Below are 14,195 nucleotides of genomic sequence, written 5' to 3'. Positions count from 1 at the left end.
CCCAATTGCTCCCGATCGATGGGGCCTTGCGCCGATTGCGAAACGGGCTTTGCCATTCGTTCTGGTTAACGCGCGATAAACCAGCCAGCGGTTCGTAATTATTTCCGCGCAACGATGCGTGGCATTGTGGTGTATCCCGCCGGGCTCGGGCAGGTTGGGGATCCGCACATGAAAAACTATTCGATCGTCAGGGTCGGCAACGAGTACGTCGTGCAGGCGGGCGAAAAGAGCGTGTTGAAAACCTCGAGCAGGCGAAGGGCGGCAAGAACCGTCACGGATGCTGACGAACTGCTTCAGTCGCAGGCGGCTGCGGTGGTCCCGCCCGATGTGGACGACGGGCCATCAATCGGTTGCGATTCCAGCATGATACCTGATCCCAAGGGGCGCACTTGATCCCTGGGTTACACCTGATCCGAAAGTGCATATCCGCCCCCTCGAAAGTTCCTTGACGATTCCAGGCGTTTCCCTTATGCACCGCGGCGGGACACCTCCCCCCAACGGGAGGCTAGCTATCTGGAAGGATAGATTATGACTGCAGCGAAGCCCGCTTTGCGGCCCAATGTGCCGCATTTCTCCTCCGGCCCCTGTGCGAAGCGCCCCGGCTGGAACCCCCAAAATCTCAAAGACGCCGCCCTCGGCCGCTCGCATCGAGCGAAAATTGGCAAGGCCAAGCTCAAGCTCGCGATCGAGTTGACGCGTGAAGTGCTCGAGGTGCCCGCCGGCTACAAGATCGGGATCGTGCCGGCGTCCGACACCGGTGCGGTCGAAATGGCGCTGTGGTCGCTGCTCGGCGCGCGGCCCGTGACCACGATCGCCTGGGAATCCTTCGGCGAGGGCTGGGTCAGCGACATCGTCAAGGAATTGAAGCTCAAGGACGTCACCAAGCTGCATGCCGGCTATGGCGAAATCCCCGATCTCAGCAAGGCCGATCCCGCTTCCGACATCGTCTTCACCTGGAACGGCACCACGTCGGGCGTGCGCGTGCCCAACGCCGACTGGATCAAGGCTGACCGCGAAGGCCTGACCATCTGCGACGCCACCTCGGCGGCGTTCGCGCAGCCGCTCGACTGGGCCAAGCTCGATGTCGTGACCTTCTCCTGGCAGAAGGCGCTCGGCGGCGAGGCCGCGCACGGCATGCTGGTGCTGTCGCCGCGGGCGGTGCAGCGCCTCGAGACCTACAAGCCGGCCTGGCCGCTGCCGAAGATCTTCCGCATGACCAAGGGCGGCAAGCTCAACGAGGGCATCTTCGAGGGCGAGACCATCAACACGCCGTCGATGCTGTGCGTCGAGGATTATCTCGACGCGCTGAACTGGGCAAAATCGGTCGGCGGCCTGAAGGCCCTGATCGCCCGCGCCGACGCGAACACGAAAGTGCTCGCCGACTGGAAGGCGAAGACGCCGTGGATCGATTTCCTGGCCAACGATCCGGCGATCCGTTCCAACACCTCGGTGTGCATGAAGGTGATCGATCCCGCGATCACCGCTCTCACCGCCGACGCGCAAGCCGACTTCGCCAAGAAGCTGGTGGCGCTGGTGGAGAAGGAAGGCGCCGGCTACGATTTCGCGCATTATCGCGATGCGCCGGCGGGGCTGCGCATCTGGTGCGGCGCCACCGTCGAAGCCAGGGACGTCGCGCTGCTGACGCAGTGGATCGACTGGGCGTTCGCCGAGACCAAGGCTGCGCTGCCGAAGGCGGCGTAACTTCTTTCGCCTCTCCCCGTTCTTACGGGGAGAGGTCGGATTTGCGTAGCAATCCGGGTGAGGGGCTCTCACCACTCGCGCTGGTGTTCGTGGCTGCCCCTCACCTCGACCCTCTCCCCGTAAGAACGGGGAGAGGGAGAAGACAACGTCCGAGAGAAATTCACCCATCCCGGCCCTCGCAGGCCGATCCTTCCTTTCAGGGAAGGGCGAAGGAACATTCAGATGCACAAACCCAAGGTTCTCATTTCCGACGCGTTGTCGCCCGCCGCCGTGCAGATCTTCAAGGATCGCGGCATCGAGGTCGATTTCCAGCCCAATCTCGGCAAGGACAAGGAAAAGCTCGCCGAGATCATCGGTCATTATGACGGCCTCGCGATCCGCTCCGCCACCAAGGCCACCGCGAAGATCCTCGAAAAGGCGAAGCGGCTGAAAGTGATCGGCCGCGCCGGCATCGGCGTCGACAATGTCGAAATCCCGGCCGCCACGGCCAAGGGCATCATCGTGATGAACACGCCGTTCGGCAATTCGATCACGACCGCCGAACACGCGATCACCCTGATGCTGGCGCTGGCGCGCGAAATCCCGCAGGCCGACGCCTCCACCCAGGCCGGCAAGTGGGAGAAGAACCGCTTCATGGGGGTCGAGATCACCGGCAAGACGCTGGGCGTGATCGGCTGCGGCAACATTGGCTCGATCGTCGCCGACCGCGCGCTCGGCCTGCGCATGAAGGTGATCGCGTTCGATCCGTTCCTGTCGCCGGAGCGTGCCAAGGACATCGGCGTCGAGAAGGTCGAGCTCGACGAGCTGTTCAAGCGCGCCGACTTCGTCACCCTGCATACGCCGCTGACCGAGAAGACCAAGAACATCATCGACGCCGGCGCGCTTGCCAAGATGAAAAAGGGTGTGCGCATCGTCAATTGCGCGCGCGGCGGCCTGGTCGACGAGCAGGCGCTGGTCGATGCGCTGAATTCCAAGCATGTCGCAGGCGCCGCCTTCGATGTGTTCGTCGAGGAGCCGGCCACGTCAAACGTGTTGTTCGGCCATCCCAACGTGATCTGCACTCCGCATCTCGGCGCGGCCACTACCGAGGCGCAGGAGAACGTCGCGCTGCAAGTTGCCGAGCAGATGTCGGACTATCTTCTGAGCGGAGCGATTTCCAACGCGGTCAATTTCCCCTCGATTACGGCGGAAGAAGCGCCAAAACTGAAGCCGTTCATCGAGCTTGCCGAAAAGCTCGGCTCGTTCGCCGGCCAGCTCACTGAGACAGGCATCGCGAAGGTGCAAATCACCTATGAGGGCCACGTCGCCGAAATGAAGATCAAGGCGCTTACCTCGGCGGTGCTGTCAGGCTTGCTGCGGCCGATGCTGGGCGACATCAACGTGGTCTCGGCGCCGGTGATCGCCAAGGAACGCGGCATGGTGGTCGACGAGATCGTGCGCGCGGCGCAGAGCGATTATGAAAGCCTGATTACGGTCACCGTGACCACCGAGCGGCAGGAGCGCTCGGTGTCGGGTACGGTCTATGCCGACGGCAAGCCGCGGCTGGTCGACATCAAGGGCATCCGGGTCGACGCCGAATTCGGCAAGTCGATGATCTACGTCACCAATGAGGACAAGCCCGGCTTCATCGGCCGCTTCGCCAGCCTCCTCGGCGACGCCAAGCTCAACATCGCGACCTTCCATCTCGGCCGCACCAAGCAGGGCGGCGACGCCATTGCGCTGGTCGAGGTCGATGGCGCGGTGCCTGCGGAAGTGCTCGCCAAGGTGCAGGGGCTGCCGCAGGTCAAACAGGCCAAGGCGCTGGTGTTCTAAGAGGCCTTGGTCTTCCAAGGCGCGGCTGTTCTGAGGCGCCGGTGACTTGAGTTTTCCCCTTTCCCGGTATGGGAGAGGGGAACCGGCGTCGCGAAACCTCCCTGCGGAAGCGTGCAACTGACCGGCCCGACGTTCGAGCGGACGCGGTTACGGCAGTCTTGCTTCTACAGCGCGACCGAGGCGTCCTGCGCCGGCCTGTCATGCGCTATGGCCGGTCCGTCGCGCCCAATCCTGACCGCCGGTCGGGGCGCTGGTCCTATCGTCGCCAGCAACGCGGCGCTGACTTCCGCAATCCGCCCGAGTTTAACCAGGCACCTGGCCGTGCCGACGAACCCGTCCGGAAGGTTCGGCTGCAGCCGCATGAACTCGAGATAGTGGTAGAGCGCTTCCTGATGCTGGCCGAGCCCTTCGCAGGCCTGGCCCAGGCACAGCCACGCCTTGGCGGCTTCGGGGCGGACCGTCGTCAAGGTGCGGAATAGCTTCTTGGCCGAAGCCAGGTCGCCCTTCGCGGTCAGCAACTGGCCCAGCCGGTGCAGCGCGTCGGCATGCCTTGGCTGGACCTCCAGAATCCGCCGGTAGCCGCATTCCGCGTCGGCGGTCTGTCCCTTCTTGTGAAGGTCGGTCGCTTGCTCCAGCACGTCGGGAATGCTTCGCAGGTCGATCCTGTTGCCGAGATTCCTGCCGTTCCTTGTCTCGACCACGGTACAGCGAATCTTGCGCTCCGTACAATGGAACGAATATTTGTAGGGTTCGTTGCCGCGCAGGAAATCGTACTCGGCAAAGCCGTTCTCGATCGCGTGCCGGATGCTGAAGGCATGCAGGATCATTCCCGGCGGCGGCCCATCGAAGGTCTCGTCGCGTCCGGCCATGTAGAAGGAGAAGGTCCGCTTGCGCGGATCGACCAGCGTGGCCAGCGCCGCGACCGGCCGGTCGCCCTGCCAGAAGGTCGGCAGGAATACCAGCCCGGACTGAAAACTGCGCGTCAGCATGTTGCCGTTGGAGCGAACCAGGCTGTCGGTCATCGTGCCCTTGCGGGGGCGCCATTTGATCTCCCAGAACCGAAGCAGGGATTTGAGGTCCTGCGCGAAAGTCTCGGGGGTCGCAACGGTGATCCGGTATTCACCTCCCGCGTTGACCATTTTCAGGAGGCGGCGGATCTTCTGCCTCGTATTGGTGCTCAGCGACTCCAGATAGGAATTCCAGTCCGCCGGCAAGGCTGCGTACGGGCAGAGACTGTTATCGATGCCGTCGATCTTGGCGATCCTGTCCACCTCAGTCATCTGAAAACCGGCCTTCGGAAAACAGGCCATGAGCAACCGGAAGCGTCGCTCCGACATCCGGACATTTTCGAGGTTGAGGCGTGCCCAGTTCATCTGCTTGATGCATCGGGCAAAGGCGGGAATGACCGTGTGCTCCGTCTCCGGCGTGCAGACGATGCCGGTGTAGTCGGCCGAAAAATTGCCGGCCATCCTGATCTCGCTGCGCACGTCGGCGTTCTCGATCGTGGTCTGAAGCCGCAAGGGAAAGAACGCAGCGTAGGGGGCGTCGGCGGCGTCGCTGGCCCTTGCCGCCAGGATGAACCAGGGGCCTTCGATGTGAGCCAGCCATCCGCCAAGCCATTTCCATGACAGGAAGATCTGGGCTTCGGGATCCGCATCGTAGACCGCGTTCCAGTTGTCCTGGAGCCTGGCCAGCGACGGCAACGTTTCGATGATGTCGATATGCACGGCTGACGCCTTTCCGAAATGCCTGCCTGGTTGCTTGCCTAGCGCTCCCTGAATGCCCTCGACATGCTGTCGTGGATGGGCCTGACGATGTACTGGAAGAACGTGCGTTCCGACGTCTTGATGTAGACCTCGGCCGGCATGCCGGGAGTGGGACTGAAGTCGGGAAGCGCCATGGCTTCCTCGTTGTTGAGTTTGACGCGGACGAGGTAGATGTCGGTCGGTCCGACCTGCTGCGACTTCTTTTCGTCGGCCAGCGTGTCGGCCGACAGATAGATCACGTCCCCAGAAACCATGGGCGAGATGCGCTGGTTGAGGGCCGTCAGTCGCACCATCGCCTTGTGCCCGCGCTTGACGCTGTCGATGTCTTGCGGCCGCAACCGGGCCTCGATGATCAGCTCGTCCTTCAGCGGCAACAGCTCCATGATGTTCTTGCCAGCCTCCACCACTCCGCCCCGGGTGTGGTAACGCAGCTTCACCACGACGCCGCTGACCGGCGCGGTGATGCGGACCCGATCGAGCACGCCCTTGGCGCTCAGCATCCGCTCGCGGACGTCGGCCAGCTCGCCCCGCACCTCGTGCATTTGCTCGACCGCGGCCTTGATCGCCGTCTTGCGCACGCCGTTGATCTGCTCGAAGGCACGGGCGATCCGTTCCTTGGCGTCGCCGATGTCGCCCATGATGCGGCCGACTTCGCCTTCCAGGTTGGCTTTCGACCTCTGCAGCACCATCAGTTCCGGCTTGCGTACAAGCCCGGCCTGCACCAGACGATCCTTGGTTTCGATTTCCTCGTCGAGCAGGACGATCTGGCGCTTGACCGCGTCCAGTTGAACGCGCGATCCCTGGACCCGTTCCTCCAGCGCCCTGATGCTCTCATTGATGCTCTTGATGTCGCTGTTCATATTGTTGCGGCGCGCCGTGAACGTCATCTTCTGACTGTCGATGATTTCCTTCACCTCGGGCGAATTCGCCGGCGCATTGGCGACTTCCGACGGAAACGTGATTTCCGGCTCTTCCCTCATTTCGGCCTGCAGCCTTGCATCGATGGCCGACAACCTGATGCGACGCAGAAACAGACGCTGCAATTCCGCTCGAGCGGAGGTCTCATCAAGCTCGAGCAGGATCTGGCCCGGCTCGACGATGTCGCCTTCGCGTACATAGATCTCGCGGATCACGCCGCCTTCGAAATGCTGGATGATCTTGTTCTGCCCGGTGGCGACGAACACGCCGGACGCGACCACTGCGCCCGCGATCGGCGCCATGTTGCCCCAGACGCCGAACCCCATCAGCACTGCGGCCATGACCAGCATGCCGGCGATAGTCGGAAATTTCGTCGATCGCGGCAGCGTATCGTACCAGGTGCCGTCTGCTGCCGCGGTTCGGACTGCAATTTTCCTGTTGGCCATGGCGCGCCTCGTTCCCTTCCGTCTGCGGCCGCTACGAATCCAGTGGCGGGGGATCGCCGGGCCCGCCCGGGATGTTCGTCGGCTTGCGCCCGGTGATGATTGGAATGATCTCGTCGCGGGTGCCGAATGCCTGCACCGCTCCCTGATGCAGAATCATGATTTTGTCGACGCTCTGCAGCAGTGCGGCGCGCTGGGTGATCGTGACCACCGTCATCTTCTTTTCCTTGGCGCGCAGCAAAGCCTTTGCGAGCGCCCGCTCGCCATTCGCATCCAGATTCGAGTTTGGCTCGTCGAGCACGATCAGGCGCGGGTTGCCGTAGAACGCGCGCGCCAGCCCGATCCGCTGCCGCTGGCCGCCGGACAACGGACTGCCGTCCATGCCGACGATGGTCTCATAGCCTTGTGCAAAGCCCGAGATCATCTCGTGCACGTCGGCGGTCTCCGCCGCGTCGAAGACGTCCTCGTCGCGGGCATCCTCGCGCATCCGGCCGATGTTGGCCTTGATCGATGCGGGGAACAATTGCACATCCTGCGGCAGGTAACCGACGCTCTCGCCGAATTGTCGTGGGTCCCAGTTGCGCAGATCCATCATGTCGAGCCTTACGCTGCCGGCGGTCGGGATGATGGATCCGACCAGCATGCGCGCCAGCATGGTTTTCCCGGTTCCGGAATCCCCGACAATGGCGAGCGATTCCCCGGGCTTCAGCTGAAAGCTGATTCCGTTCAGGATTACCTTCTTGTTCGGCGGCGGCACGTAGAGAATCCGCTCGACGTTGAGATATCCAGCCGGCCGCGGCAACCGCAGCCGCTCCATATTGAGCGGCGAGTTCAGCAGCAGGGTCTTGACCCGGGCATAGGCCGAACGCGCCTGGACGAAGCTGCGCCAGCCTTCGATGGTCCCTTCCAGTGGCGACAGCGCCCGGCTTGCGACGATCGAAGCCGCAATGACCATGCCGCTGGTCATTTGGCCTTCCAGCGCCAGCCATGCCCCCCATCCGAGGATGGCGATCTGGGTGCACAGCCGCAGGAACTTCGACAGCCCCGTCATCAGGATGTTGCGGTCCTGGCCGATCACCTGCGCCTTCAGGGACTCGACCGTTTCGCGGCCCCAGACCTGGACGCCTTCCGGAATCATTCCCATGGCGTTGATGACCTGGGCATTGCGGGCCATCGATTCCGCCTGCAGGTTTGCCCTGGTGCCGTAGTTGTTGGCCTGGGTGAACGGCACCGCGGTCACCCGCTGGTTCAACAGCGCCACCGCGACGAGGGCAGCGCCGGTCGACAGCACGATGAACCCGAGATGCGGATGAATGAGAAACACCACGGCAAAGTAGACCGGCGAAACCGGCGTATCGAACATTGTCAGCAATACCGGACCGGTGATGAATGACCGCAGATGCTGCAGGTCCGCCAACGTCTGGAATTCCCGGCTGGATCCGCCTTGTGCGGCCTTGGCGGCGGCGCTCAGCACGGGGCCCCCCAATCTCGCCTCGGTCTCGACCGCAACGCGCATCAGGATGATGCGGCGCATCATGTCCATCAGCACATGCGCCGCGATCGCAATGATGACGATTATGGTCAGCATCACCAGCGTGTCGGTGCTGCGGCTGGTCAGCACGCGATCGGACATATTGAACAGGTAGATCGGAATTGCGAGCACCAGCAGGTTGACCGCAATCGAGAAGATTCCCACGGTCACCAGGCTGCGGCGTGCTTTCGAAAGGCCCTTGCCGAGCACATCCCGGAATTCATGGTCGCGGGATTTCTTGTGCAGCGGCGGCGTGCCGCCACCTCCTCCGCCGCCGCCGGAGGCTCCGCCGCCGCCCCCGTCGCCGTGGCCGGTCGACGGCGGAGGAGTAGCGGGCTGCTCGATCAAGACGGTGGATCCCGGCGCCGGGGTCTTTGCTTCCTCCCGCTGCGCCGGTTCGACCGGCGGATCAGTGATTTTGGCTTTGGCCTGAGGCGCTTCCTCGTCCGCAAATTTGACGGGGGAATCGTCAGCCGGCATCGCAGATGCATCAGGCACCGTCCGAAGCGGAATGATCTTGGCCGTCCTCGGAGTCCCTTCGCCGGGTGGAATTGGATGCGAACTGCCGCCGCCGTTCAAACGATCGTCCCCGCCCAGCGACATTTCGAAACTCCACTACCGATGACAATCAAGCGGAACCCTGTCCTTGCGTCTATTGCAGTACGCTCGCGATCGGATCTGCTTGCACCGAAGCGGGGATCGTGGCGGGGGTCGTGCAGGTATCGTCCTGGCTGTCGTCGACGAAGGCGATCAGTTCGGGAATCAGTGCCTGGGTATCGGCGTTCACCGCCTGATCCTGATCCGATGGCAGAAGATTGGCCTGCACCAGAATCGTATCGGTGTAGACCTGACCGGTGACGTAGGTGTTGGTCGGGCCGACATCGATGATCGCGGCATCATTGACCAGACTGTTGCTGCCGGTTGTCACCGACTGGGTCCCGGGTCCGTCGGGGAAATATGTCAGTGCGCTGGACGACGGCTGGTTCTGCAACTGATAGATCACGTTGACGTCGGATATGACATTGGTCTGCCACACAGCGTTGATGTCGTAATAGTCACCCGTGACGTACAGCACATTGAATACGCCGCCGGATCCGTCCACCGCGGTGCCAAGACTCGGGTCGAGCGACGTTGCTCCGGCTTCCAGCGCGCTGAGGATGGCCTTCATCCCGTCGGTCATCTCGCCGAAATTGTCTCCGCCGTAATTCTCGATCGTCGCGTCGTTGAGAAGGTTGTTCTGCCCGGATTCGACCGACTGCGTCGGATCGGCGCCGTCCGCGGCCACGTGGATCTGGTCGTTGTTGAGCAACAGATTATTCTGGAAGATGACATTCATGCCGTGGTAGGCGCCTTCGATGACAATCAGGTCATAGTGAATCTCGCCGTTGAATAGCTGTGCGAGGTTGCCGAGCTGATTGTGGCCGTCCACCAGGTCGTAGTGCGTGTCCGCACTGGACTGAACCACGACGTCGTTGTCGAACAGGTAATTGGTCTGAAGCAGGACGTGGACGTTGTAATAGTTGCCGTCCACCACGTCGACGTTCCAATGCGGTCCGGCGAACGTCGCTTGGATCGAAGCGTAGACGCCGGGATGCTGCACGAAGTCGGCGATGTTGGTCGTCACGTCGTCACCGGTGGCCGCGAGCGGCGTCGGACCATCGGAAACGTTGATGTGATCGTGGTCAACAATCGTGTTGGTCTGAAAGATCGCATCGGTGTGGAAATAGTCGCCATTGACGATCATGGTGCGGCCGGACTCGCCAAGATCGATAATCAGCGCCGCGTTCAGGCTGCTGTTGTTGCCGAGGACGGCCCATTGCCCGAGACCCTGGCCCGTATCCGGCAAAGGCGCCGGCTCGACTATCAGTGTCTGGTCCGGGGCGATCGGGGCCGGGTCCTGCAACACGCCATTGAGGTAGTAGCCGGGCTGCACCGAATGCGCGTCCGGTGTTCCGCCGTTCGCCGCCCAGTCTGCGTCATGGGCGGTCAGAAAGTCGGTCGCGCCGGTTCCATTTTGCGGGATCCACCATTCCTGCGGGATCTCGCCGTTGGCAGCGTCCGCCATCCGTTCGATCGTCGCGGCGATGTTCGTCGCGAGACTCAAGGTCAGATCGCTCGGAGCAAGCCCGCCGTTGAGCTGCAGAAGAGTATCGTCGTCATGGAGAATGTTGCGTTGATGAACCTCGACCTGGCTTTGCTCACCGCCGGGCTGGTATTCCACCTTGATATGAAAGTCGACGCCGCTCGATCCGCCGCCGCCGGCGGATGTCGGAAGTTGGATGTTCGGTCCCCGTGAAGGCGGAAAGAAACCGAGATCGAGATCCGGCGTATCGCTCAAAGACCTGATCGAATGGATGCGGTTGAAATGAGCGGGGTCGTCCGGGATCAGGTCAGGCGCCGGGCCCACTCTGGTTTCCAGGTCATCGGGCGTGAAGGGATGATCGTAATCGGGTCGTAGGGTGATGTAGTCGTCCGGCGGACGGGGCGCGAGGCTCTCATCGTAGTGGACTCGGTCGCGGGCGATATCATGAAAGATCTGGAGGTACCCTGCAAAGTGCGAGATGACTTCGACGAAGCTCGCTGACGCCATGGGAGACCCTCCTCTGAGCCATTATGGCCATGCATCGGCCATCCAGCTTCTCATTGGCAAATTGCGGCGGCAGTGGTGAAACCAAGCGATGAAGCGGGTTGACGGAGGAAGCCCGCGCGGCGGATGCCGCGCGGGCAAAGCGCGTGACTAGCTGCCCAGTGAATGGTCATCCGCAAGATCGTGGCCTGCAGCTTGTATCGTGATGCTGTTGAACTGGATGTTCGCACCCTGGGTGATGGTCTGGTTGAACGCCTCCTGTGTCAGCGATGCGTCGGCATGTGACGCCACACCGCTGGCCGCGGCACCGACAACGTCTCCCATCTTGGAGTCGACCTTGGAGTCGCCGCCCTCGGCCTTGGCATCCATGTGGAATTCCACATCCCAGCCGCCGAACGATACCTTCGGATCGTACAGGGTGTCGTTGTCAACCAGGTTGTTCACCTGATCGATATTGAACTGGTTGCCGTTCCCCATGGTCTGGGTCACCACGTCGGGCATGATCAGCGAGTCGTTGATGTGTGTCAGTCCATGAAGATCGATCACGGGACTGCTCAGGCCGTCGGCGCTCAGGTCGAGGTCGACCTTCACATCCACATCGACGTTGACCTTGTTGTCGATGGTGTTTTCGATCTTGTTGTCGACGCTGTTGTCGACCTTGTTGTCGACGCCGTTTTCGACCTTGTTGTCGAGCTTGTTGTCGACCTGGTTCTCGTTCTTGTTGTCGTTGAAGTTCAGGTTGCCGTTAAGGTTGCCATTGCCGTTCAGGTTGCCGTTGGCATTCCAGTTGTCATTGCTGCTGCTGGAATCCAGCGACTGCACAGCGGTCTGGTACTGGCCCTGACCCTGGCCTTGGCCTTGACCCTGGCCCTGCAACTGACCCTGGCCCTGCAACTGGCCCTGAAGATTGGCTTGGATCTGGTCTTGCTTCTGGTCTTGGTCCTGGTCGTGTCTCCGGTGTGACCTGCCACTCATGGCGGGCTCCTGTGGTTGGAGCATCGCAGGACGAAACGAGATCGCTGATCTTCTGTGTCTGCGATCTTCGAAGCGCGGCGGTGCTCTTGAACGTCGGTTCCTCCGACTGCCCGCATCCGCCTTATTGCGAACGCCGGCGGCGCAACATCGCGCAACGGACGCGTTCGCAACATGGATGCATCCGGTCAGCCGCGATATCTTGCGATATCAGCCGATCGACGTTCCGGTTGGCGCATTCGATAGGCCTGGCATTCGGTTGGGGGATCGAGATGACGGCGGCGTCGCCGCTGTATGGCTGTCTGCTTCGGGCCTACGCCAACTGTCGCTGCGGCTGCGTGTCGCAGACATGTGCTTCAAGCCGCGGCAGCAGATCCCAGATGTCGCGGTTGATCTTCGTCATTTCGTTCGTGGTCTTGAGCATGTCCTGCAGGCGGCTGTCGTCCAGCGCCTTTATCTCGCCGAACCTGAGGCTGGACTTCGTTTCCACCAGCCGCATCGACTGGGTGTGGGTGATGGCGCCTGAGGCATCGTAGATGAACATGCAATGATTGAGCTCGTTGCGGACCTTTGTCAGTTCTCCGAAGCGCTCGACGAGAGCCGTCAGGTTCCTGGCGAGAGCCTTGTCCGTGACTCTGATCTTGGCCATCCGCTGGATCAGGTCGAGCCTCGCGCGGGTCGTGTTCAAGGTGGCGAACACGACGGCGGCGGAGGCCTCGTCGGTCCGCAGCAAAATCATCAGGACATAGATGAAGAGACTTTCGTTGTTCGACCAGCTGCAGATCAGGTTTCCGATCAGGGCGAGTACGAAAGTACGGCGGTCCGCCGAAGCCGGAGCGGCGGCGGCCAGCAGGTCGAAGTCCGGTTTTGGCGGTAGCTTGCTGACAAACATCGCGTTCTTGTCCGCTGGGCAGCCTAGTATTAATTGTAACTGGTTCGCCTACGAGGAAGTATATATCGAAAGATACATTACAGAGGTTGTCTAGAGCGACGTTGCATCTAGAGAGTGACAATAACGCCCGCATCCTGCTTACGCGCAACGACCGCCAGTCCGATGGAACCCGGAATTTGTTGGCAACTAATTGCTTATTATACTAAGATTGTCTCTATTGGCACAGGAGCAACCCCTTTGGTCCCTTTGGTTGCCGACAGCGTAATTCAAGCGCAGCCTTGGTCGTCTCGGAAAGATCCTGTTGAAAATACTTTAATATAAAAACAGAGTCGGGGGCGCGTTATGTTAGTCCCACCATCCAAGAAGACAGTTATCGTTATTGATGCGATGCCCTTTCGAAGGGCGGTGATGGAGAGCTTCCTGGGTCCCTGGGCCAAGGAAGAGAATGTTGAGCTGATTTCTCTGCAGCCCGAGGAAGCGCACACGAAGCTCGTCGAGCACATCGAGTGCGACATGCTGATTTACAATGTCGGCACGGCTGCCTCCATTCACGAAATGCTCGCCGAGTTGCAGGTGCTGCATACCCTCCGTCGAGAGGCTGCGCTGGTGATCCTCTCCGACGATGAAAGCCCGGTAAGCGTTATCTCCGCGATCAATTGCGGAGCCCAGGGTTACTTCACCAATTCCATGGTGCCGGCTCTCGCACTGCAGGCGCTTTCATTCGTTCTGCACGGAGGTACCTACTTCCCGCCTGCCATACTGGCCGCTCATGTGGCCAACGGAGCGCCGATGGTCGAATACACTCATCAGCATTCTTCCCCGGACACGTCGCATGGGCAACCGCCTCCGGGTTCCGAGCAACTAGGTCACACGCCGGCCGGAGGACAACCGGTAAGCCTCTTCCAACAGCAGGGTTCACTCTTTGATGAGAGGGCACTCGTCCAGCCCGGCGACCGTTTCGCGAGTATCCAGTGCGACGACGCCATCTCCAGGCCCGAATTGACGGTGCGGCAGCAGGCGGTGCTTTCTTGTCTCTGCCGTGGTGATCCCAACAAGGTTATCGGTCGCAAGCTCGGAATGACGGAAACGACCGTGAAGGTCCATGTCCGGGAGATCATGCGCAAGTTGGGCGTAAGCAACCGTACGCAGGTAGCCATTGCTGCCAGCCTCAACTGCATCATCCCGGATTCCGAGGCTGAACTCGTTCCCCAGGATCCACTGACGCTGGTCAAATCTTCGGAACCTCGTCATTAGAGGTGAATTCATGCTGTCTCTTCAGGTTTGCAGCCGTTGGAAATGGCCGGACTGATCGCAAACAGACGCCCCGGTGACAGGGGGGACTGTGGCCGGGGCGCTTTCGGTGGGGGGCTGTTCGCCGAAGCTGAGTTGATGGAGAGAAAATTTATCGTCTCTTGGAGAAAAGAAGCCTAGCATCGAACGGCGCCATGACGAATGCGCATCGGGGTAGGTGCCGGATCATCGGTGCTAATGCTTTCGACGGGCTCGGTCATCTCGGCAGGCCGTCCCACTGCGCTGCAGAAATTCTTCGGAAAGCGCGAACCGCATCCTCTGG

10 protein-coding genes are annotated in these 14,195 nt (G+C 61.3%); 4 read left to right on the top strand and 6 right to left on the bottom strand.

Annotated features, from left to right (window positions below):
• Positions 1–168 precede the first annotated feature (168 nt).
• The 3 genes from KMZ68_RS21420 to serA all read left to right on the top strand — a co-directional run bounded on the left by KMZ68_RS21420 (position 169) and on the right by serA (position 3,513).
• A complete protein-coding gene (locus KMZ68_RS21420) occupies positions 169–393 on the top strand; it encodes a hypothetical protein (RefSeq protein ID WP_215613147.1) in 225 nt (74 codons plus the stop codon).
• A 135-nt stretch (positions 394–528) separates the two neighbouring features.
• On the top strand, positions 529–1,701 hold the full coding sequence (locus KMZ68_RS21415; protein WP_215613146.1) for a phosphoserine transaminase: 1,173 nt from the start codon (positions 529–531) through the stop codon (positions 1,699–1,701).
• A 222-nt stretch (positions 1,702–1,923) separates the two neighbouring features.
• Positions 1,924–3,513 (top strand): phosphoglycerate dehydrogenase, encoded by a 1,590-nt coding sequence (gene serA / locus KMZ68_RS21410; RefSeq protein ID WP_215613145.1) that lies wholly within the window; start codon positions 1,924–1,926, stop codon positions 3,511–3,513.
• Positions 3,514–3,677: 164 nt separating this feature from the next.
• Here serA and KMZ68_RS21405 read toward each other — a convergent pair whose 3' ends face one another.
• From KMZ68_RS21405 to KMZ68_RS21380, 6 genes are all read right to left on the bottom strand, one after another.
• Positions 3,678–5,240 (bottom strand): GNAT family N-acetyltransferase, encoded by a 1,563-nt coding sequence (locus tag KMZ68_RS21405; RefSeq protein ID WP_215613144.1) that lies wholly within the window; start codon positions 5,238–5,240, stop codon positions 3,678–3,680.
• A 38-nt stretch (positions 5,241–5,278) separates the two neighbouring features.
• Positions 5,279–6,643, bottom strand: a complete 1,365-nt coding sequence (locus tag KMZ68_RS21400; RefSeq protein ID WP_215613143.1) for an HlyD family type I secretion periplasmic adaptor subunit — start codon at positions 6,641–6,643, stop codon at positions 5,279–5,281.
• A gap of 31 nt (positions 6,644–6,674) precedes the next feature.
• The gene (locus tag KMZ68_RS21395; RefSeq protein ID WP_215613142.1) at positions 6,675–8,651 is read right to left on the bottom strand and encodes a type I secretion system permease/ATPase; all 1,977 of its coding nucleotides are present in this window, start codon (positions 8,649–8,651) and stop codon (positions 6,675–6,677) included.
• 172 nt (positions 8,652–8,823) lie between these two features.
• The gene (locus KMZ68_RS21390; protein WP_215613141.1) at positions 8,824–10,761 is read right to left on the bottom strand and encodes a hypothetical protein; all 1,938 of its coding nucleotides are present in this window, start codon (positions 10,759–10,761) and stop codon (positions 8,824–8,826) included.
• 147 nt (positions 10,762–10,908) lie between these two features.
• Positions 10,909–11,733, bottom strand: coding sequence for a hypothetical protein (locus tag KMZ68_RS21385; protein WP_215613140.1), 825 nt, complete (start codon positions 11,731–11,733; stop codon positions 10,909–10,911).
• Between the two features lie 310 nt (positions 11,734–12,043).
• Entirely contained in the window at positions 12,044–12,622 is a 579-nt protein-coding gene (locus tag KMZ68_RS21380; RefSeq protein WP_215613139.1) for a hypothetical protein, read from the bottom strand.
• Positions 12,623–13,030: 408 nt separating this feature from the next.
• Here KMZ68_RS21380 and KMZ68_RS21375 point away from each other — a divergent pair, with 408 nt between their 5' ends.
• Positions 13,031–13,876 carry a helix-turn-helix transcriptional regulator gene (locus KMZ68_RS21375; protein WP_215613138.1) on the top strand — a complete coding sequence of 282 codons (846 nt, stop codon included), beginning with the start codon at positions 13,031–13,033 and terminating at the stop codon, positions 13,874–13,876.
• Positions 13,877–14,195 lie beyond the last annotated feature (319 nt).

It is taken from the genome of Bradyrhizobium sediminis, assembly GCF_018736105.1.
Classification (GTDB): Bacteria; Pseudomonadota; Alphaproteobacteria; order Rhizobiales; family Xanthobacteraceae; genus Bradyrhizobium.
Note: the sequence above shows the minus strand (reverse complement) of the source record. Positions and strands in the feature narration are given on the sequence as shown.